This is a genomic window from Flavobacterium hydrophilum, assembly GCF_003202405.1.
GTDB lineage: Bacteria > Bacteroidota > Bacteroidia > Flavobacteriales > Flavobacteriaceae > Flavobacterium > Flavobacterium hydrophilum.
In genome coordinates this window covers 519512-542086 of record NZ_QJHL01000004.1, presented here as the reverse complement: position 1 = coordinate 542086, position 22575 = coordinate 519512, and the positions used below count along the sequence as shown (strand labels likewise).

The window sequence follows — 22575 nt, the reverse complement described above, 5'->3', positions numbered from 1 at the left end:
AAGTTCAAATCCCTCCATGATCACATCAAAGCGGAAATCTTTATTTATAAAGGTTTCCGCTTTTTGATTTCAAATTACCACGCTAAATATATTTTCTAAATATTGCCTCAAAAATCAATTATATTTACAAAACTGTAAGACTAAAATATATTTATGAATTCAAAAATCATACTCTGCGCTTTAACCGTTTTCTTTTTATACTCTTGTCAAAAAAATAATGACAAGCAACTAAGTAAAGATATACTTGGTGAGTGGATTTACATTAAAACAGAAGACCAAAGAAAACCGCAAAAAAATAAGGATATTAAATTTCCACCACCTTCTCCTTTTGGCAACCATATACCAGGATATATATTTTTAGAAAATAATTTATGCGAAAACAAATCTGGTTATTTTAAAAGAATTGACGCAAAGGAAAGAGAAGAGAGAAAGACATTTTTTTTAGGAATAGAAACTAAATATAAGATTGAAAACGACAGCCTACAAATATTAGATTTAGTGACTAAAACTTGGGAGAATCAAAAAATACATTCGATTATTGGAGATACATTAACAACAAAAATAAGTGACAGTATCTTTGCAAAATATGCGAGAACAAAATACAAAATGAACCCAAATGAAAATTATGACAAAATCATAGTTTCTTCTTCAGGATGTTACGGTTCGTGCCCGGTATTAAACATAAGTATTGACAAGAATGGCAATATCTTATATAATGGCCAATATTACAATACTCAAAACGGTTTTTTTAAATCCAAGATTACCAAAAATGAATATCAAAAAATTCAAACTAGTTTTAAAAAAGCCGATATAAAGAATCTTGAAGGTAATTATAGAGGAAATTGGACCGATGACGAGACAGTTACTATAACATTTATCAAAAACAATCAAATAGTAAAATCTATTAGCGATTATGGAAGACAATCGCCTACTGCTCTAATCTGGGCTTATACACCTGTTAGATACTTATACCAACAAGTAAGATTGATTCCATTGAAAACGAAGAAACCTTTACTATCAATATGGAGAATAAGTTTTACAAAAGGAAATCAAATTTACGATCTAACCAAATCTGAAAGTTTTTATCTTTTAACAGAAATACTTAAGGGAAAAGAAACCAATTATAAATTTGAAAATAGTTACCAAATTCAATTTTGGAATGATGAAAATAAAAGGGAAATAATATATACAGACGGCAGATACTTTAAATGTAAAGATAAAACTATTGACATTGGTTATAATTTTTTGACAGTAAACAATTTGATTGATAAATTTACACCAAAAGACAAATACGACGAATAAATTTTAAAAAAGATAATTTCCTTACTTAAATCTTCAAATCCTATCAAAGGTTAGAATAGTCTAAAAAAAGAATCACATCAAAAAAGCCTTTCAAAATCAATGACTTTGAAAGGCTTTTAAACAGAATAAATAATGTACCTAAATTTATTCCTTAATTAATTTTTCTACTTTGCTTCCTTTTTGAGTAGTGATTCTGACAAAGTAAAGACCATTTGGTTTATTCGAAATATCAAACTTAGCTGTAGTATCATTTTCAATTGCAGTTTGAAGCAATCTTCCCTGAACATCAAACAGTTCAATATATTTTATAATAGTATCACTGCTGATATTTACATTACCTTTAGTAGGATTTGGATATAATGAAACACTTTTATCAACTTCAAAATCCTTATTTCCTAATGATTCAAAAACGGTTTCAGCTTTATTGGTTTCAATTGGTGCATTGTAATCAAAGAAGATATTAGCCGTTTTGTCTACGTAATCACCTTTAAGAAGATCATCTACGCTTTTTATTTTAAACAAAATATTTCCGTGACCACCTACAGGATCTTTCTTCTTGGAAGTAGAAGAAGCAGCCAAATGGATTTGTTCAAAAACAAATTCAACAATATTCCCGTGAATAACAGTCTTAGAAGAATGTGATGAATTTAATAGCTGCAAAGAACTAAGATCATATTTAGTTTCATCAACAGCAATTTTCACAACTATATTTTCAGCTTCATACGTTCCGGTATTTTCAAAATTGACGATATAATGCAAATAATCACCAATGGTGCTTGGAGAAACGCTTTCACCTTCCAGGCATGTAATATCATTAGGGTCAAATGAACCTACAACAGTTTGATGATACGTAAAACTATTATCAGCAGGTGATTCATCTCCGGCAACAGGCGTTATGGCAACTATAAAGTGGAATATATCTCCATTATTTACCGCTGGTGATTCTAATGGTGTATTTACATTGAATTCCAAATCAATCGTACGGCTTTCAAAAGGCAGCAAACCATTATACGCCCACTCTAAATTATTCGTTGTTTCGGTATCAACCACAGGAGTAGCAGAAAGTAAATCCATTTTTGAATCATCAAAAGCTAACGTAATATTACCTGAAAGTACCTGATTCCCTTTGTTTTTATAGACAATTCTGTATACTGAATCAAAGCCCGGTCTTGCAGGCGTGATTGGGCTGATTACTATTTCTACATCCGGATGTACGCCATTTGCTGACAAACAAAAGCTTTGGTAATTCGTATTGTAATTATTATCTGTAAAGTTAATTGTTGCTGATGCAGGTGAGATATTGAAAGCTCCTGCGTTTTCTATGTTTGGAAAGATACTGTAATTTCCGGCCTGCGTATAGAATGTAGAAGTTCCATCAGTATTGGTAAAAGCAGAACCTGTAGTAGTTCCATCGTTTATATCAATTCTGATGTTCGGATGCAAAGGATCGTTGAGATTACAGCCATTGTTATTTCCGTCAAATATTGTAGTTCCTACCACCGTATTATGTTGTCCTCCAGGAGTGAAACTACAGTAAGAATTAGCCACTGTTGTTGTCATTCCCAACGAATTCAATTGTGATTGTACATTTGCGATTTGAGAATCATCTGCACAAATATAAGCCAGACCCGGATTGCCTGAAAATATTAGATTTGTTTCATTACTGCCATTTTTCATCAATAAAGTAGTAAGTAAATTATTTTCGCACCACAAACCAGTAAGACGGGTTGATGCACTTAAATCCAATGATGCAATTTGATTGTTACTACAAGATACAGTATGAAGATTTGGAGAATTACTTGTGTTAAGATTCGTAAGCTGATTAAATCTGCAATCAATAAATTTTAGATTTGGTAAAGTACTAATATCAATATTGGTCAACTGATTATTTCTGCATTCGATATCCAAAAGATTTGTCAGACTACTAAGATCAAGAGCTGTAAGCTGATTAACACTACAGCCTAAAGAGTTCAATAATATTAAAGTGCTGAGATCAAGATTTATCAGTTCATTACCACTGCAATATAGGCTCTGAAGTTTAGTAAGACCATTTAAATTAAGACTCGAAAGCTTATTAGAACCACATTGTAAATAAACCAAGTTGGTTAAATTATTAACATCAAGAGTTGTCAATTTGTTGTTGTTGCAACTAAATTCGTTCAGATTTGTAAAGGTATTTACATCCAGATTGGTTAGTAAATTATTACCACAATGCAGTTTAGTAAGCTGGTTTAATCCGCTTAAATCTAATGTTGTAAGTGTGTTATAACTACAATTCAATGTTGTTAGATTCGGCATAGTCGAAACATTCAAAGTGCTAATAGTGTTGTAGGAACAATCTAATTCTTTGATATTAACTAAACCAATCATATTAAGATTAGACAATTGATTGTGACCATAATTCAAATTTGTCATCTGAGTCAGGCCAATCAAATCTAAACTCGTCAATAAATTATAAGAGCAATCTAAAGTAGTAAGATTAGTCAATCCGTTTACAGTTAAAGCAGGAAGGCGGTTTTTGGAACATTTTAATTGTTCCAGCAACGTCAAATTATTCAAATCCAAAGAAGTAATTACGTTTCCTAATGCTCCCAATACCCCATTATAACCATAATTGGAACAATCTAAATATTTAAGTTTTGTTAATCCCCCAACAGCTAAAGAAGTAATTTGGTTGCCTATTGCGTTTATCGAAATATGATTCGAGCAATCTAAATATTCCAGATTTGACAATCCGCTTATATCTAAACTTCCCAAAACGTTATTATTGCAATCCAAATGTTTCAAATTCGGAACACTGCTTAAATTGATATTAGTGATTTTGTTTATGCCAAAATTTAAGGAAGTCAAATTAGTTAAATTAGTTAAATTTAGGCTTGTCAGTTTATTGTTGTTGCAGTTTAGCGAAGCAAGATTACTTAAACCATTTAAATTTAAACTTGTCAATAGACCATTAGAACAGTTGATAGATTTGATATTAGTCGTTCCTGAACCGTTTACAGTCAAACTGGTAGTCTGATTATTAAACATATAAATATTAGCAAGATTGTTAAACCCTGATACATTTAATGTGATACTTGCAGGACTTAAATTTAAATTGAGGTTTTCAATATTAGGAAAACCGTTTAAAGTTAAAACCGAGTTAGCTCCCGTGTATTGAAAAGTTTTTAAAGCTGTTAAATCAAATCCATTAATAACTAAATTATTGGGCAGATATGAACATGCCAAAGTCTTAAGACTGCTTAGGCCATTCAGATTTAAAGTTGTAATATGATTTTCGCCGCAACTTAATTCGGTTAAAAGAGTTGTATTACTTAAATCTAAACTTGTAATTTGATTGTAAAAACAGGAAAGATAAGTAAGTTTAGTCAGAGTACTAACATCCAGACTTGTAAGCAGGTTGTAATTGCATTCCAGTTTATCAAGATTTGTTAAGCTATTTAAGTTAAGGTTAGCCAAATTATTATAGCTGCAAAGCAATGATTTAAGATTTGTTAATCCGCTTACATTAAGACTGGCGAGTTTATTAGTTTCACAGAGCAGTATATCAAGACTGGTTAACCCGTTAAGATCAAGGCTTGTAAGTTGATTGTTGCTGCAAAATAAAGTCTTAAGACTGGTTGAACCATTGACATTAAGGTTTATTAATTTATTATTGCTGCAAAATAAAATTTTAAGATTATTTAAACCACTAACATTCAGACTAGTTAGCTGATTTTGATCAAGAAAAAGATTGACAAGATTGGTTAATGTACTAACATTGAATGTAGTCAGATAATTGACTGAACAATTTAAGTTCGTCAGATTGGTCAAAGCTGTAACATCAAGGTTTAAAAGGATATTATTGGAACAGTCTAAATTTTTAAGATTTGTAAAACTGCTAATTCCGGTTAAATTAAGAATTCCTGAATTCGAAACTTTCAGCTGATATACTGTTAAGGCTTCATTTGTATCAATTTCACCATTATTGTTGGCGTCGATTTTAATTGAGATTCCGGCAGCATTTAGTGCTATGGAATTTGTAACATCAGCTTCCAGCAATTTGGCTTTGAAATTTGCATCGGGGACAGCAACATTTTGTGCCTTTACTATCGTGGTTAGTAACAGCACAAATAAAAGTATTTTTCTTTGCATAATTAAAAGGTTTATTTGGGATTAGTTTATAGTTTGGAGATATATCTTATAAGGATTTGATCAGTTCCTGTAATTTTTCCTTTTTGCTTTGGGCAATTGGAATGTTGCTGTTATCAGCCATAATTACATAACCGCCGTCTGATTTTATATAGGATTTCAAATAAGAAAGGTTAATTAAATGCGATTGATGAATACGCTCAAAACCATGTTCTGCGAGCATTTCTTCATATTCTTTTAATGTTTTTGAAATTAAAACCGGTTTGTGATTTTTTATAAAAAATTCAGTATAATTGGCTTTAGCCTCACACCGAATAATATCAGCTACTTCAAACAAATGAATTCCGTCACTTGTTGATAAAGCGATTCGCTTGAAATTATCTACTTTTTTCCGAATGTTTTCGAGCAGCAAATCGATGTTTTCAAAGGAATTCTTTTTACCTGCAGCATCTTTTATTTTTACTATTGTATCCTGTAATTCTTCCGGATCTACGGGTTTCAGAATAAAATCCAAAGCACTGAATTTAAACGCTTTCAAGGCATATTGTTCATGGGCCGTAATAAAAACAACATGTGCCTTTAGTTTTCCGTTTACTTTCGAAAGGTTTTCCAAAATATCAAAACCTGTCCCGTCAGTGAGATGAATATCAAGAAAAATAACCTGAGGGCGCAATTTTTCAATAGCAGCTATTCCTGTTTTGACACTTTCGGCTTCACCAATAATAAAAATATCATTGGTATAACGTTCTAAAAGCGCTTTTAAACCGGTTCGTAAATGTTTATCATCATCAATTAGTAATGCTGTTATCATGGGCTTTGTATTATGATATGTATTGAACAGGCAAATACAATATTGCTTTTGTACCTGCTTGTTTGTTTGAATTTAATTCCAGAATTTCAATTCTTGCTGATTTGGATGTAATAGATTCCATAATCTTAAGGCGTTTTTTTGTAATATCCAACGCCATTGACTGATGCGCCGTAACCGAATTTTCTTTTAAAAGTTTTGATTCTGATAGTCCAATACCGTCATCGGTAATGGTACAGATCAGCTGTTCGTTTTGCACATCAAAATCGACATTTATTTTTCCTTTTCCTTCTTTGGGAACCAAGCCGTGAAGAATCGCATTTTCAACAAAAGGCTGAATCAGCAAAGGAGGCAATCCCACATTGAATTCAACATTTTCACTTGAATGAATTTCAAATTCAAACTTATTCTCAAAACGAAGCTGTTCCAGTTCCAGATAATTCCGAAGGCTTTCGATTTCTTTATCAATCGGAATAAGAGAACCTTTAGAATACTCAAGAGTCAGACGCATCAATTTCGAAAATTTTGACAAATATTTTAAAGCCGAATCGGTTCCGTTTTGTACAATAAAACTCGAAATCGAACTCAGGCAGTTGAATACAAAATGTGGGTTCATTTGTAAATGCAGGGCTTTCTGTTCGTATTCGGCAAGGTCTTTTTTTAGTGTCAATTGTCTTTTAACCTGCATTCGGTTATAAACCACAAGTCCTAAAACAATTAATAATAAACCTCCCAAAATAGAGAAAATAACGAATTGAATCTCCCTTTTGTGTTTTTCAGAAAGCAGAGCTTCTTTTTTCTTGTATTCATAATTCATTTCCGCCTCAGCAAACTTTTTGGTCATTTCCTGATTGTTGATGCTGTCCCGGGCAATAATGAAATTTTTATAATGAAGCAGTGCTGCTTCCGGATTCTTTGTTGATTGATACAATTCACTCAATAATTCTTCTGAATGGAAAGTCTGATCCAAAACTCCAATTTCATGAGCATACTCCAATGATTTTGTGGCATAATGTATTGCCTCATTGTATTTTTTCTGTTCCTGAAGTAATAACCCTATATTGTACAAAGCGAGAGAAGCCCCGAATTTATTTTGAATTTCTTCATACAAGGCCAATGATTCCTGATAACTTTCATTGGCTAAATCAAAATTATTTTGCTCTTTATAATAATCTCCTAAATAATTGTTGAGCAACGCAAAGCCTCTTTTATTATTATTTTTCGAAAAACCTGCTTTAGCTTTCTCATAATACTCAATTGCATTTTGATATTCACCAAGTTCAAAATATATAACACCAATATTAGTCAGCGTCATAGGAGCATTTTGTTCTCCTATAGCGGTTTGAATTTTATAAGCCTCTTTAAGATATTGTAATGCTTTGGGATATTTTTGCTGCGATTTATAGAGGATTCCAATATTATTCAGCGTTTTTGAAACGCCGGTTTGTTCTTTAATCTCCTGATAAATTTTTAATGCTTTTTCATAGTTTTTCAGTGACGAAGTATAATCACTTTGTTCCGAATACACAACTCCTGAACTTGCATAAGCACGGGCAAGTCCGCTCTTTATTCGCTTTTTATTGGTTTCTTTTTCTAAAGCAGTTTTAAATTCTGTTTGTGCATCTTTAAAGAATTTCAGGGCATCCGGATAATTTCCAAGTATGATAGAAGCATTCCCCTTATTTACATACGCAGTTGCAAGTCCAAAATGATATTCTTTTTTTAAACTAACAACAATTGCCCTCTGAGCATAAAAAAAGGTCTGATCCGGATCAATTTCTTTATATAAATCGGCAATTTTATTGTACTGATTAACTTTTACCGTATCAATTTTGGTACCTCCCAAAATCCTTTTTAAACTATCTATTTGAACATTTTGCGCATAGAATGTTGCACAAATGAGAAAGAAGAAAAAAGAAATTATCTGATGAGATTTGGAATTCACTTTTTTTGTTTTGGTTGTTGTCTGACAAATGTATAATATGTTTTTTAGTATCATAACACCGATTATTATTTACATGGTTCTGATTATTATTTGATTCTTTTGACTTATCGTGAAAGATTTAAAACGAATTATAATTATGTTTAAATGATTGGTTGATTTATCCTAATAAGAAAAAAATCTTACCTGTTATTTAGTTTATTATAAAACTTACAAATCAAACAAAATCATTATTCGTAATCTTTCTTTGATTAAAAAAAAACACATACTTTTACCGCCGAAAATAACCGAATTATACTACATGAAGAAACTTTACTTCTTAACATTACTTTTTGTTTTAATCATTTCTACAGCCTATAGTTTTAACCATAACGATAGAAATAATTTTACTTATAAAAATTTCAGCAATTTTATAGCTCCAGGCGTAGATTTTAGTTTTACTAATGATGGTGCCTGCTCAGGAACTCCTGTAACGTTTACACCAATAGTAACCGGCAGTGCTCCTTTTTCTTATAAATGGGATTTTGGAGACGGAACAATTTCTACTGAAATGAATCCAAGTCATAGCTTTACAGCGGTTGGCTGCGGAAATAAAATTTTTAAGGTAAAACTAACTGTTACAGATGGTACTGGTCAGGAAAATTCGATTATGAAAGATGTTTCTGTAAAAGAAAAACCCGATTTAAAATTTACTGACCGTAATGCTCCGGGTTCTAATAAACCTTTTGAAAGATGCGGGGATAATAACTCGAATCCAAAATACACTATTAATGTAGGAAACAGTTCTGCTTCTGCTTCCTGTGTAACATCTTATAATGTTAACTGGGGAGATGGCAGCACGCAGACAGGTGTAACTTTCCCAGCAAGTCATGAATATCAAAAATTAGGTTCCTATAATATGGTGATTACAGCAATAGGAAATAATAACTGTAATAACTCTGTCACTTATGTAGTTAAAAACTCCAATAACCCGATTGGTGCACTTATCGCTCCGGGAAATACAACTAATTTATGTATTCCAGTTGAACCATTACCTTTTGCAATTGGATCGTGGGCACTTAACCCTTCTGACACTAAGTATCGTGTTAATTATGGAGATGGTAGTCCAACTGACACATATACTCAGGCACAACTAGAAGGTTCTGTTTACTATAATGCTGCAAATCCTCAGGCTTCACAAAACTTCCCTATTCCTCATAAATACGCTAGAGCTAATTGTGACACGGGTGGAAGTAAAGTAACCCTGATTATAGAGACAAGTTGTGGACAAACTGAACTTACTGCCGAACGCATTATTATTTTAGATGTTCCGGTAATAAGTTTCAATGTTCAGCGTGTAGCATGCGTTGATACAGGTGTGCAATTCTACAATACTACCATTGCCGGTTATAATAATGGATGTGATCCCCAGAATGTTTATACCTGGGATTTTGGAGACGGAACACCAGTATCCAGAGATGTTAATCCTTATCACGTCTATAGAACACCTGGAAAATATAACGTCACTCTAAAGGCAACAACACCTTGTGGTGTTGGAATCACTCCTCCTTCACAACAAATATGTGTAGAACCAATATTACGCCCTGACTTTACTTTTGGTAATGCTTGTGCTAACAATAATATTCAAATGACCAATATGACTGACACGAGTTTAAGTTGTGGTGCAGAAAATTACAGCTGGTCAGTTGATTTTTATACGCCAGGATTCTGTGGTAAAGAAACATATCCCGGATCACAAAGAGGACAATGGGATTATGCTCCTGGCTCTAACTCATCATCAAAAAATCCGGTTTTCAATTTTGTCACACCGGGTACTTATTATGTAACGCTAGCGGCTTGGAACTCGTGTGGAATATATCCTCCAAGATCTATTCAAAAAATAATACAGGTAAAAAAGAAACCAGTTATTACCTTAAAACCAATTTCAGATTTTTGTAAAACGGCAACGATTTATCCAGTAGGAATAGTCGAAGAAACTTGCTCTCCTGCTTCAGAAATTACATACTTATGGAGTTTTCCGGGAGGTACGCCAGCAACTTCTACATCTCTAAATCCGGGAGCAATTAATTATACTAAAACTGGCAACTACGAAGTTACTTTTAGTGTTACGAATAGCTGTGGTACAACAACAACACCTCCACAAAGGTTTTCTGTCGATATGGTGCTTTCACCAGTAATCACTCCAAAAACAACAGAAATATGCAGTGGTAATTCTTTTCAAGTTGTACCTGCCAGCAACGGGACAACAGATAATGTCCCATCGGGAACTACTTATGTATGGTCAACTCCTGTAGTTTCTCCTCCCGGTGCTGTAAGCGGTGCAAGTGCACAATCGAGTCCCAGAACGAGTATTAGTCAGACCCTGATAAATAATACTGCCAGTCCTGCAACGGTAACCTATACTGTATCACCCTTATCCTCATCCTGTCCTGGACCTGATTTTACAGTTACGGTTACTGTTAACCCACTCATAAATGTAGTTGAAACTATTAAAGGTGCTACTTGTTTTGGATATGGGGATGGTTCTATTACGTTAAATAGTGTGAGTGGCGGTATTCCATTCTCAACCGGAGATCTGTACAAGTTTTCATGGACTGGCCCTAATAATTTTACAAGCACGGATAAAAACATCTCTAATTTAAAATTTGGATCCTATACCCTGAAAGTTATCGATGATGGTGCCAAATGTCCTTTCATAAGAACTTATTATGTTCCAGAGCCTGGAGAATTCAGAATTACAGGAGAAAGCAAAAATGACATAACCTGTTTTGAATCAAAAAACGGAACCATTAATACCTCTGTAGCAGGCGGGACACCTCCTTATAATTTTGTCTGGACAAAAGATGGAAGTTCATATCCTGTTAATTCCGGAAACCTAAACAATTTGGAAAAAGGGGTTTATCAGGTAAAAATAACAGAAGCCAATAATTGTGGCGAACTTACAGGAACCAGTTTTACCATTATCGAACCACCATTGCTGGAAGTAAAATGGGAAAGCCAGGTTGATGTTTTATGCTACGGATATAATACTGGTGAAATTAAAGTAAGTTCATCAGGGGGAAGACTTCCTCATCGTTATAACTGGACAGGTCCAAACAATTTTAGAAGTAATCTTCAAAATCCAAGAGACCTGTATGCCGGAACTTATAATTTAACGGTTACGGATAATTCAGGCTGTACAGTTCCACTGAGAGTTGAAATACTTCAAAACCCTGAAATTAAATTAGATTATTCCGTTACTCACTTAACTTGTTACAGCATTAGGGACGGAGTAATCAAAATTAATGGTATTACCGGTGGTGTTCCTTTTGCAACCGGCGATCCGTATATTATAAAATGGAGCAATTTAGGAACCGGAATGGAACAATCTAATTTGTCTGCCGGAAACTATTTAATTACCATTACTGATGCCTTGGGATGTCCGAAAGATTTTCCTATAACGGTTAACAATGCGCCGGTTTTTGAAATTAATCCGGATTTTAAAGACATTTCCTGCCACGGGGCAAATGATGCGCACATCCGACTCAATCTTGTTGGTGGTCAGGCTCCTCTTAAATTAGAATGGAGTGATGGCTCAACAGCCGGAATTGAACGAAATAACCTTGGTCCAGGCCGCTATGAAGTAAAAATTACCGATGCAAAATTATGTTTTATAAAGGCCGAATATATCGTTACTGATCCACTTGAATTAAAAATAAGAGGAGATGTTTCAAACCCACTTGATTGTGTTAAAGCAAATACCGGCGTTATAGATCTTATTGTTACAGGAGGTACGGCCCCTTATACTTATTCCTGGTCTAATGGTGCACGAACTGAAGACTTAAACCAGCTTACTCCCGACAATTATACTGTTACGGTAACCGATTCAAGGGGTTGTAAAAAATCAGATACCTTTAAAATTATCCGATTTGAACAGCTTACTCCTACAATCGAAGTTTTAACTGATTTTAACTGTGAAACCCGATTTGTGGATCAGACATTCGTAGGACATGTTAAAGGGGGGATTCCGCCATATACTTTAAAATGGTCAGACGGAGTTGTTTCCGGTGTTAATGGTGAAATAATGAAAACCGATAATAAAGGATTAATCATTTTTACCGTTACCGATAGTTTTGGTTGTACTATGGATGTGTCACACAATGTCAACAAACCTGTTTTGGGTGTAGCCAACTTTTCTACCACTTCTTACGGAAAAGAGATGTTTGACCTTTATGCTATTTACGACCCGGTTAAATTTACAAATTTAGCTACGGGTGATTTTACAAGTACATCATGGGATTTTGGAGACGGTAATTTTTCTACAGAAACAAGTCCCGAACATATTTATACCAGAGAAGGTACCTATACAATCAAACAAGTTGTGAATTATCCTTTTGGATGCCAGTATTCTTATGAAACAAGTATTCTTGTGGAAAAAGGATACACCCTGATTATGCCAAATGCCTTTACGCCGAATAATGACGGAACAAACGATTCCTTTGCACCGGTATTTAAAGGACTGAACAATGTAACCCTGGATATTTATGACACATGGGGAGGTATTATTTATACGGAAACCGGAGTAAACATTCATGGCTGGAGAGGAAAAATTAAAGATCTGGATGCTGAAAACGGCAATTACTATTTTAGGATAACGGCCAAAACTTTCTACAACCATACCATAACCGAAAAAGGATCACTAACATTAATTAAATAAAAGCAACAGATTAAAAAATGAGATTAAAATTACTAGTTGTTATACTGATAACATGTTGTTTTTATACCAAAACAAGAGCACAGGATCCTATTTTTACACAATATTTTTTAGTTCCCGAAACGTTAAACCCAGGTTTTACCGGTTTTATGGAAACTACCTATGCCGGAATTATCCATCGTGAACAATGGCCTGAATTAGACTTAAGCGTCGATACAGATTATGCCTTTGTAAATACCTGGAGCGATAAGCTTAATAGTGGTATTGGTGTAAATATTTTAAACCAGAGAGAAAACGCTTCCAAATATAATTATACTCAAGTCAATGCCAATTACGCCTACAGGGTAAGGATAAATGATACCTGGACATTCAGACCGGGTATTGAAGCCGGTTTTGGCTTAAAATCATTTGCCTTTGGTAATTTATTACTGGAAGATCAGATTAACTTAAACGGTCCGAATAATCCAACTTCGGTTGATCCTTTGCTGGCCAATGACAGGGTTACTTTTTTTGATGTATCTGCCGGTATGGTTTTCAATACCGATGATCTTTGGATTGGCCTTTCGATGAAACACCTCAACCGACCAAATATTGCCCTGAGTGCAAACGGTAACCTGCCTTTAAACACGTTTTTCTCGCTAACCAGCGGATATGAATTTCTGGTAGCTGATTATATTGATGTATTATTTTTTCCATATGAAACTAAAATGTTTTTTACTTCAAACTACATGCAGCAAGGGCGATATAACCGATTTGATTTAGGCGCTTCGATCTTATTCGAAAAAATGTTTTTTGGGACAACTTTCGTTACAAATCCTGCTAAAAACGGAATGAACAATGAATTACTTACTTCTGTCAACTTTTTTACAGGATTACAATACGAGCATTTACGACTAGGGCTTTCATATGACCTCAATACTACTAAAATAGGAAGAACAGGAGGTGTTTATGAACTTTCATTAACCTATCAGTTTGATCTGAGCCGTAAATGTTTTGGATGCCCAAATTACGGCGATAATTAATTACCAAACGATCTGTTTGGATATAAAAAACCTCTCAGAATAAATTTTGAGAGGTTTTTAAATTTTTTATATGAGGCAAATAGCTCCATTAATTTAATGATACTTTTTTACTATGCAGGTTCCCATAGTTCAAGTTTATTGCCTTCAGCATCCATAATGTGCACAAATTTACCATAATCATAAGTTACAATGTCATCAAGTATGGTGACTCCGTTTTCTTTCAGTTGAGTCAACAAACCTTCAATATTCTGGACACGGTAATTGATCATAAAATCTTTTTTGGACGGAGAAAAATACTCATCTCCTCTTTGGAAAGGACTCCACTGAAGAGATTCTACTTCATCCGGCTTGAGTATATTTCTGGATTCAAAACTCGAAGTACCCCACTCACTGATTTCAAAACCTAAATTTTTAGCATACCAGTCTTTCGTGTCCTTTGGATTGTCTGAGAAAAAGAAAATTCCGCCAATGCCTGTTACTTTTGGTTCTAAACTTTCTGTTTTATTTTTTTGATGTTCCATGATTTACTGTTTTTAGTTATCAAAACCTTGACTAAATATAATCAAAATCCGTTTATTTTAAATCACTCATTTCTCGCATAAAAATATTCTCACCATCCGATAATTTTAGTATGCATAGTTTTATGAATAAAAAAACGGAAATAACTCATATTAGTCATTTCCGTTTTCAAATCCAATTCAGGCAGAATCAGATATTTAATTAGATATTATTATCTTGTATAAACTGTAATTATACCAGTAACTTTATCTTTTAATTTTAGTTCTTTGTTAGTAAGATTCATGATATCGCTTGTTGTAGCTGTAGTACCAACAGTAATGGTTAAATCATTATGAGATCTTACATAAGTTCCCGTTGTTTCTGTTTTGTTACAGCTCTCACCGCTATAATCTCCCATAACTGCAACATTGCTCAATTTTAGTTCTAAATAATCTTTACTACATCCTGCTGCATTTTGCGGAGCATCAACTAATACCTCATTATTTCCATTAGCATCTGCTGTTCCTACCTTGCTTAGCTCATATGTTCCCTGGATTGGCACGACTGTTTCTCCTTCATTATCTTCATTGCTACAAGATGTAGCTGCTAATAATCCAAAACTTAGTGTTAATACGTATAAAAAATTTCTCGTTTTCATGTTTGTTGTTTTTAAAATTAAATTTGATTTTATAATTACGAATTTACATTCATGACACTCAAATCAGTTTCATAATTTCAAAAATAACTTACATAATTGCCGTTTATCTGATTAAATCGTAATTTTATGTTAAATTATCAGAGAATAAACCAACAAAACACTATTCCTTCTGTTTAACATATTTATCAATAATATACTGAGTTACCGGCTTTAAGGGTTTATTATTCTCAGGATGCCTGCCATGTGTGGTAAAAAATTCTACACGATCACCCACTTTTGCATACCATATGATTGCTTCTCCATTTTTAAAAAAAGTAGTTGTATCCGAAACCTTAATTTTTTTAAGATGAATTACTCTTTCATCCAAAGGTTCAACAGAAATGTACGTTCCTATTCCCTGAACTTCCAAATCACAGCTGACTTCTTCATAATGATCGCCTGACCATTGCATACAATGTTTCTTGATAAAGGCGAAATAGATTACTCCGCCTATTAGAAAAAACATAACCAAAGTAATTATTATAGTAGACTTTGATTTTTTAAATAGTTTTTCAAAAAATTTACTCTTAACATTACCGACAAAATTTAATGATTCAGGATTTTTTATAAAACCTATTTCATCATTCAAATTATTTGGCTGTGACCTATCAACATCATTTATAACACTTCTTTCTAGTTCAGGTTCAACAACAGCTTTTGGTTCATCCATCAAATTTTCTTCTTCGCTATTTTTTTGATCATTATTGTAATATTTTTTAAACTTCCCAAAAGGTCTAAATTCAAAATCAACTAAAACTGCGGCAAAATTTATAGTATCAATTTTTGCTGGTTTCGTTTCTCTTCTAAAAAATTTTCCCAGTTTTTTAAAACTATTGGTATAACTGGGAGAAGTATTTTCATTTTTCCCATCAAACTCAAATTTAAAAAAGTCATTATATACTGCTAAATCATCTTCTGATGTATTACCAGATTTAAAAATTTTCCAACATAAATCCCTCAGATTTGCTTGTGAAGGAGTACCTAAATAATTAGAATAAATACCGTCCTTTTCTTTCTCATATTTACTTCTAACTGCTTCTTTATAATCATCTTCATTTAAAGTATTGTTAAGCATAGGCATCTCTTTTTATATTTTTTTTTTCAGGCCAACTTAGGATTTCTCGGGACTTCTCAGGTATTTATTGGATTCAAAAAGACTTTTCAGGACGTCCCGGAATTCCATATCAATTTAGCTTTTCAATGGTTGTTACTTTGCCTCATCAGAATCAGTTAACGTTTTGATCTGCAGGTCAAAACAAATGTACAAAACTAGTTCAATTAAAAGTGCGGAAAACCGTAAGACGGAATTTATCCGGGAAGTATAGATAAAATCTTACTGTTCTGCGCACTTCACTTCCCAAACACAATTTGGTATTGAAAACAAGATCCGGAAAAGTTCCGGACAGCAATACCCATGTCAATTTTTTAAATCCAAAAACATGAAAAATTTATTTTTATTGGGAGCGTTTGCGCTATTGTCTACTAATCTGTTTTCCTCGATTACAGATACATTTGAAACTCAGATTATCAAAAAAGAAATGGCAACTTATGCCGAAGGCCCAGGTGATCAGGTTATTGTGGTACCTCCACCAAAATAGTATTCAAATAATCATTAATCTATAATTTATTGTTAAATTCGGGGAAAGTAAGTTTTATGCTACGGTCCCCGTTTTTTTGTTTCATTATTTTTCTTTTTCTTTTTTCTTGTAAGGAAGAGACAATTATTACTGTTAATAAATCACCTATAAAAAAAGAAGCTATAAGTTTCAAAGAAAAAGCAATAGAAAATTTTGAGAAAAAAAAATTCAATTTTGCTTTTTATCATTTTAATAAATCTAAAATAGCATATGAAACCTTAAAAGACACCGCCAACGTTATTTACATTCTTATTCAAATGGCTACCATTCAGCAAATAAATGGTGATTATTATGGAAGCAAAGAAACCCTCACTGAAGCCTTACCTCTGATTAAAAAGAAAGACATTTACAGTGCTTCCATCAATAATTTTTTTGGTATTGCTGACAAAGAACTTTCAATCTACACCGATGCCATTTATTATTATGAACAAGCCTTAAAAGATTGTTCCGATCCCGTTTCAAAATTAGGTGCCCTAAATAATATTGCAGTTGTATATATTCTTCAAAAGAAATATGACAAAGCAATTAGTCTTTTAGAGCGTATCATTCACACAAAAACATTAGACAATAAATTTCTTAAAAGTAACAAAGCAAGAGTTTTAGACAATTTAGGTTATGCTTATTTCAAAAAAGGACTGAATAAAAAAGGACTTTTATTAATGAATGAAGGTTACAAAATGAGAGAACAAAATGAAGATCTTTATGGAAGTATTGAAAGCAATTTACATTTAGCCGAATATTATTCAAATACAGAACCTGAAAATTCGAATCAATATGCCGAATCTGCTTATCAAATTGCTACAAAATTTAATAGTATAGATGAACGCTTAAAGGCACTGTCTTTTATAATTTCTAATGATTCTGGAACAAAAACTGGAGAATATGCCCAAAAATATGTTTTCCTCAATGACAGTATTATTAAAATTCGCAATAATTATAAGAACAAATTTGCCAAAATAAAATACGATTCTAAAAAAGAAAAAGATGAAAATCAAAAACTGCGCTTAGAAAAAGCAGAAGATTCATTGGCACTTCAAAAAGCTGAATATCAAAGAATCTTTTTGACAATAGGCATCGCTTCTCTTTTCTGTTTAATCGCTTATTTAATAAAGCGGCATCAAAACAAAACCCGGCTTGTAGAATTCAAAACAGCTTATGCCACTGAAACCAGAATTGCCAAAGATATTCACGACGAACTGGCAAATGATGTTTTTCATGCTATTACTTACACACAAACCCAGCCTTTAACTTCTGAAAACAGTAAAGAAACCCTATTGCAAAAACTTAATCATATTTATTCCCGGGTTCGCGGTATTTCGAGAGAGAATAGCAACGTAGACACGGGATCCAATTATTCTGTTAATTTAAAAGAAATGCTTTCGACTTATAATAGCAGCATTACAAATGTCATTATTACAAATATTGAAAAGGTAAACTGGGATAGCATTGAATACGAAAAAAAGGTTACTATCTACCGAGTATTGCAGGAATTAATGGTCAACATGAAAAAACATAGCGAGGCTCGTTTGGTCGTTATAAAATTTGACAGTAAATTAAATTCCGTAATTATAGATTATACAGATAACGGAAAAGGCTGTGACAAATCAAAAATTATAAAAAATGGTTTACAAAATATGGAAAACCGTATTCTGGCCACAAAAGGAACTATTACTTTTGACACTCAGCCTGATAAAGGTTTTAAAGCAAAAATAACACTGCCCAAATAAAAGCCTATGTTTAAAAAAGTAATAATAGCCGAAGACCTTGATGCTATGAATTTAGGAATTCAGCAAGTCCTGAAAGATTTGGAGATTGTCAATTTTCAACATTCTAAATATTGTGATGAAGCGTTTCTAAAAATGCGTGCTGCAATCCATCAAAATGAACCGTATGATTTATTGATCAGCGATCTTTCATTTAAAACAGATCACAGAGAAGTAAAAATTACCAGTGGCGACGAACTCATTCAAAAAGTTCGTGAATTACAGCCCGCCATTAAAATCATAGCGTATTCTGTCGAAGATAAAAACTATCGTATAAAATCTCTTTTTGATGATGCTCAAATTGATGGTTTTGTGCTCAAAGGCCTAAACAGTATTGAAGAACTAAAGAAAGCGATTCATCTCATTTCGACATCGGATCAAAAATTTATTTCTCCGGAAGTGGCTTCTGCACTACAGGAAAAAAACAACTACGAAATGGATGATGTCGATATTAAAATTTTAAAATATTTATCTGCCGGTACCTCGCAGGATGAAATCATAGAAATTTTTAAAAGTACCGATATCAAACCCAACAGCAAAAGCGCCATCGAAAAAAGACTCTCTAAACTCAAGGACTTTTTTAAAGCAAATAATACCGTTCATTTGGTTTCGATTACAAAAGATATGGGGATTATTTAATTCTTCATTATTTTACTTTTTAAGCTCCTTCGGGGGCTTTTTTTATTTCCTAAATTTAAAATTTACGGATTATGGTTTTCCGTAAAACACTGATTTAAAATAGGTTTAAGTTTGAAATATCAAATCAATTAAAATTTAACACCATGAAAAATTATTATGTAAACAACAATGCCCAATTAAATGGAGATCATGAAGTTCATACTTCAGACTGTATCTATTTACCATCAAACAGAAAATCTCTGGGGCAATTTTCAGATTGTAAACCAGCTGTTACAGAAGCAAAAAAAACGTATTCCAAATCAAACGGCTGCAAAACTTGTTGCAGTGCCTGTCATACAAGCTAATCTGTCATGGGCTTTCGATTTCAAAAAAGAATTAAGCTTGGAGGCGGACTCGGATTAAATGTTAGTAAATCCGGGATTTCTCCAAGTTTAAGAACAAAGATGGGAACATTTAGCAAATCCGGCTATTCTGTAAAAACAGGCATCCCTGGATTAAAATACCAAAATAGCGGATGTTTTGTACTATTCATATTCACAGGACTTTTAACATTTTTAATTTATCAAATAAAATGAAACATAATAAACTTATAATAATTCTACTTGCAGTTTTTACAGTAATAGCATTTTCAATTTCTTGTTCATCAGATTCAAATTCAGATTGTCCAACAAAAACTTGTGGTGATTTCGCAAATCAGGAACAAGCACAATCCGCATATGACAATAATAAAAGCTGCTACAAAAACTTAGATTCTGACGGTGATGGTATTGCCTGTGAAAACTTAAAGAAATAAACATGATAACACTAGAACTTAAAAGCCATTTTTTAAGATTATATCAAATGGCACTATCAGATGATCACTTTGATGTTTTGGAACTTCAAATGCTGTATCATTTTGCAGATGAAAGAGGAATTCCAAAAGAAGAACTTGACAAGCTCTTTTTAAATCCAGTCAATGCCGATTTTATAGTTCCGGAAGCCTTAGCTACAAAAATTGAGTATCTGTATGATCTGGCAAGAATTATCTGGGCTGACGGAAAAGTAACGGATGACGAATTGAATATGCTTAGAAAATATTGCAGAAAATTCGATTTCGTTGAAGAAAACATCAATGATTTGTCTGACTATCTGATCGATTGCGTCCAGAAAAACATTGGTAAAGAAGAAATTATTAGTCAACTAAACGCTTAAGTTATGAAAACACTTTCACAATTATTTAGTTTAAAAAAATCCACAGATTCTTCTTCTAACCTTTTCGAAGAAAATGAAGAAGACAGAGAACAAATCAGAATTACGTATTATCAGAGCGGTTTCGCTGCTTCAATAAAAGCAACAGGCAAACCAATTGTACTAAAAGCATGTTTACAAAACTTATATATGAGCTTTGAAGATCAATGCCGAAAGCAAAAATTAGAGCAGGACAGGCTAAAACAGCCTTACAGGGAAGAACAGGAAAAGAATCGCACAGAGCTCAAAAAGTGTGAAGCTGCAATTGGAATTTACGAAAAGAAGGAGCAGGATATCAATGAATCTGCAGATCAGATAAAAAATGAAATTATCGAAGTAAAACGCAATCCTGATAAATTTGGAATTGAGGATGGCAAAGGTTTGAAAGCACAGTTTTATATCGGCTTGTTTTTGCTCCTCCCTATTACACTTTATGTTTTAGTATTTTACATTTCGGCATCTTATTCTGCATTTTTCAAAGAATTCTCAAATGATAGTCTAACGGCTGCCATTTTTGATGCCGATGCCTTAACAAACTCTTTTAAAGCGAGCTGGCTTGAAGGAGTTTTAGTCGTAACAATTCCGTTTGTTTTTATGGGATTAGGCTATGTAATCCATATGGTACAAAAAGGAAAAGGTATCAAAAATGTTTTCAGAATGATTGCCCTTTTTGTCACCACCTTTTTATTTGATGCGCTATTAGCGTATCAAATCGAAAAAAAGATTTATGAATTCAATAAAACCACAGATTCTGCTCCTTACAACTTAAATATTGCCTTGGGTGAAGCCGAATTCTGGATGATCATTTTTGCAGGTTTTGTAGTCTATATTATTTGGGGACTTGTTTTTGATTTCGTAATGAAAGAGTTTGAAAACATTGATAAAATCAGAGCCTTTATAAGAGGAAAAAAAGAAAATTTGACTGATTTAGAGAAACTGAAAGCAGAATATATCAATAAGATTAATGATTTCAAACAGCAGATTGTGACTGCAAACGGAAGGATTTCAGAACTCCAGTCTAAAATTGATGGATTTGTATTTCCTGTAAAAGAATACCTGCATTATCATCATCAATACAAAGAAGGATGGTTTCAGGCCATAAATACCGAAATTGCTTTGGCACATAAAGAAAAAACAGAACTTTTGGAAAGCTGTGAGCTTCACTCCGAAGAACATCTTAGCAAATTAAACTTAGTTGATCCTGACTTTCAGCATTTGGTATATTCTAAAAACTAATCTTATGAATACTATTCTAAAAATATTTACCATATCATCATTACTCATTTTGACATTTTCATGCAAACAAGAACCTGAAGGCAAAGAAGAAGTTAGCTCTAAAAATACTAAATCCGAAAATTATAATATTAGTATACTACTTGATTTATCAGACAGAATTAGCATCCAGAAAAATCCTAACCCAACTATGGAATACTATCAAAGAGATTTAGGATATATAAAATCGGTTTCAGAAGCTTTTACAGAGCATTTAAAATCAAAAAGGATAAGGCAGATTGATGATAAAATGCAATTATTTTTTAATCCTGAACCCAAAGATCCTGATGTCAATTCAATTTCACAGAAGTTAAAAATTGTTATTGATAAAAATAACGCTTCAAAGGATTTACTGAATTCCATCAATGCAAATTATGCTTCACAGACTTCAAAAATATATGAATCTGCTATAAAGGATAACAACTTTGTCGGCTCTGACATCTGGAGTTTTTTTGATACTAAAGTAAAAGATCAATGCATAGAAAACGATGATCGAAATATTCTTGTTATACTGACGGATGGCTACCTGTTTTATGACAATACGATAATGAAAGAAGAAAACCGGACATCCTACATTACTCCCGAATGGATTCGAAAAAATAATTTAAATACCAAAGACTGGGAGAAAAATTTCAATGAAAAGAATTTTGGTTTTATTAAAGCCAGCGATGATTTATCTAATCTGGAAGTTTTGGTTTTAGGAATTAATCCGAACCAAAATAATCCTTATGAAGAAAAAGTAATAAAAGCCTATTGGACAAAATGGTTTACCGAAATGAAAATCAAACATTTTGAAATTAAAAATGCTGATCTGCCTTCAAACATGGAAAAAATTATCAAGGATTTCATATTAGAAAAGAAATCCTGAATCGATTTTAATTAAAATTTTACAATCAGCTTTTACGGATTTCCATAAAATACTGATTTTAATTGCCTCTACATTT

The 22575-nt window shown here is 32.9% G+C and carries 18 protein-coding genes; 12 read left to right on the top strand and 6 right to left on the bottom strand.

Features of this window, described 5'->3' with window-relative positions; genetic code table 11:
* Nucleotides 1-153 precede the first annotated feature (153 nt).
* Nucleotides 154-1302 carry a DUF6438 domain-containing protein gene (locus DMB68_RS18010; RefSeq protein ID WP_110348011.1) on the top strand — a complete coding sequence of 383 codons (1149 nt, stop codon included), beginning with the start codon at nucleotides 154-156 and terminating at the stop codon, nucleotides 1300-1302.
* A 144-nt stretch (nucleotides 1303-1446) separates the two neighbouring features.
* Here DMB68_RS18010 and DMB68_RS18005 read toward each other — a convergent pair whose 3' ends face one another.
* The 3 genes from DMB68_RS18005 to DMB68_RS17995 are packed head-to-tail and all read right to left on the bottom strand — an operon-like array spanning nucleotide 1447 to nucleotide 8186.
* Nucleotides 1447-5436, bottom strand: coding sequence for a T9SS type A sorting domain-containing protein (locus DMB68_RS18005; RefSeq protein WP_110348010.1), 3990 nt, complete (start codon nucleotides 5434-5436; stop codon nucleotides 1447-1449).
* A gap of 46 nt (nucleotides 5437-5482) precedes the next feature.
* Nucleotides 5483-6244: a LytR/AlgR family response regulator transcription factor gene (locus DMB68_RS18000; protein WP_110348009.1), complete on the bottom strand. Its 762-nt coding sequence runs from the start codon at nucleotides 6242-6244 to the stop codon at nucleotides 5483-5485.
* Nucleotides 6245-6254: 10 nt separating this feature from the next.
* The gene (locus DMB68_RS17995) at nucleotides 6255-8186 is read right to left on the bottom strand and encodes a tetratricopeptide repeat-containing sensor histidine kinase (RefSeq protein ID WP_165830166.1); all 1932 of its coding nucleotides are present in this window, start codon (nucleotides 8184-8186) and stop codon (nucleotides 6255-6257) included.
* Between the two features lie 298 nt (nucleotides 8187-8484).
* Between DMB68_RS17995 and DMB68_RS17990 the strand changes: the two genes are divergently transcribed.
* Both DMB68_RS17990 and DMB68_RS17985 read left to right on the top strand, forming a co-directional pair.
* The gene (locus DMB68_RS17990) at nucleotides 8485-12879 is read left to right on the top strand and encodes a PKD domain-containing protein (protein WP_110348007.1); all 4395 of its coding nucleotides are present in this window, start codon (nucleotides 8485-8487) and stop codon (nucleotides 12877-12879) included.
* Between the two features lie 17 nt (nucleotides 12880-12896).
* Entirely contained in the window at nucleotides 12897-13898 is a 1002-nt protein-coding gene (locus DMB68_RS17985; RefSeq protein ID WP_110348006.1) for a PorP/SprF family type IX secretion system membrane protein, read from the top strand.
* A gap of 110 nt (nucleotides 13899-14008) precedes the next feature.
* On the opposite strand, the gene DMB68_RS17980 is transcribed toward DMB68_RS17985, so the two are convergent.
* The 3 genes from DMB68_RS17980 to DMB68_RS17970 all read right to left on the bottom strand — a co-directional run bounded on the left by DMB68_RS17980 (nucleotide 14009) and on the right by DMB68_RS17970 (nucleotide 16168).
* A complete protein-coding gene (locus DMB68_RS17980) occupies nucleotides 14009-14419 on the bottom strand; it encodes a VOC family protein (RefSeq protein WP_110348005.1) in 411 nt (136 codons plus the stop codon).
* Nucleotides 14420-14628: 209 nt separating this feature from the next.
* Nucleotides 14629-15054: a lipocalin family protein gene (locus DMB68_RS17975; protein ID WP_110348004.1), complete on the bottom strand. Its 426-nt coding sequence runs from the start codon at nucleotides 15052-15054 to the stop codon at nucleotides 14629-14631.
* A 160-nt stretch (nucleotides 15055-15214) separates the two neighbouring features.
* The gene (locus tag DMB68_RS17970) at nucleotides 15215-16168 is read right to left on the bottom strand and encodes a hypothetical protein (protein ID WP_124019449.1); all 954 of its coding nucleotides are present in this window, start codon (nucleotides 16166-16168) and stop codon (nucleotides 15215-15217) included.
* 364 nt (nucleotides 16169-16532) lie between these two features.
* Between DMB68_RS17970 and DMB68_RS23410 the strand changes: the two genes are divergently transcribed.
* The 9 genes from DMB68_RS23410 (at nucleotide 16533) to DMB68_RS17925 (ending at nucleotide 22499) form a co-directional block, all read left to right on the top strand.
* Nucleotides 16533-16691 (top strand): hypothetical protein, encoded by a 159-nt coding sequence (locus tag DMB68_RS23410; RefSeq protein ID WP_165830165.1) that lies wholly within the window; start codon nucleotides 16533-16535, stop codon nucleotides 16689-16691.
* 296 nt (nucleotides 16692-16987) lie between these two features.
* A complete protein-coding gene (locus DMB68_RS17960) occupies nucleotides 16988-18457 on the top strand; it encodes a tetratricopeptide repeat-containing sensor histidine kinase (protein WP_110348001.1) in 1470 nt (489 codons plus the stop codon).
* A 6-nt stretch (nucleotides 18458-18463) separates the two neighbouring features.
* A complete protein-coding gene (locus tag DMB68_RS17955) occupies nucleotides 18464-19132 on the top strand; it encodes a response regulator (protein ID WP_110348000.1) in 669 nt (222 codons plus the stop codon).
* A gap of 143 nt (nucleotides 19133-19275) precedes the next feature.
* Nucleotides 19276-19476: a hypothetical protein gene (locus DMB68_RS17950; RefSeq protein WP_110347999.1), complete on the top strand. Its 201-nt coding sequence runs from the start codon at nucleotides 19276-19278 to the stop codon at nucleotides 19474-19476.
* A gap of 6 nt (nucleotides 19477-19482) precedes the next feature.
* Nucleotides 19483-19707 carry a DUF4236 domain-containing protein gene (locus DMB68_RS23805; RefSeq protein WP_110347998.1) on the top strand — a complete coding sequence of 75 codons (225 nt, stop codon included), beginning with the start codon at nucleotides 19483-19485 and terminating at the stop codon, nucleotides 19705-19707.
* Nucleotides 19704-19925, top strand: a complete 222-nt coding sequence (locus DMB68_RS17940) for an excalibur calcium-binding domain-containing protein (RefSeq protein WP_031457373.1) — start codon at nucleotides 19704-19706, stop codon at nucleotides 19923-19925. The genes DMB68_RS23805 and DMB68_RS17940 overlap by 4 nt, the downstream gene beginning before the upstream one ends.
* A gap of 2 nt (nucleotides 19926-19927) precedes the next feature.
* Nucleotides 19928-20323 (top strand): tellurite resistance TerB family protein, encoded by a 396-nt coding sequence (locus DMB68_RS17935; RefSeq protein ID WP_110347997.1) that lies wholly within the window; start codon nucleotides 19928-19930, stop codon nucleotides 20321-20323.
* A 3-nt stretch (nucleotides 20324-20326) separates the two neighbouring features.
* The gene (locus DMB68_RS17930) at nucleotides 20327-21595 is read left to right on the top strand and encodes an ABC transporter permease (protein ID WP_110347996.1); all 1269 of its coding nucleotides are present in this window, start codon (nucleotides 20327-20329) and stop codon (nucleotides 21593-21595) included.
* 4 nt (nucleotides 21596-21599) lie between these two features.
* Complete coding sequence (locus tag DMB68_RS17925) at nucleotides 21600-22499, top strand: hypothetical protein (protein WP_110347995.1); 900 nt, start codon at nucleotides 21600-21602, stop codon at nucleotides 22497-22499.
* Nucleotides 22500-22575 lie beyond the last annotated feature (76 nt).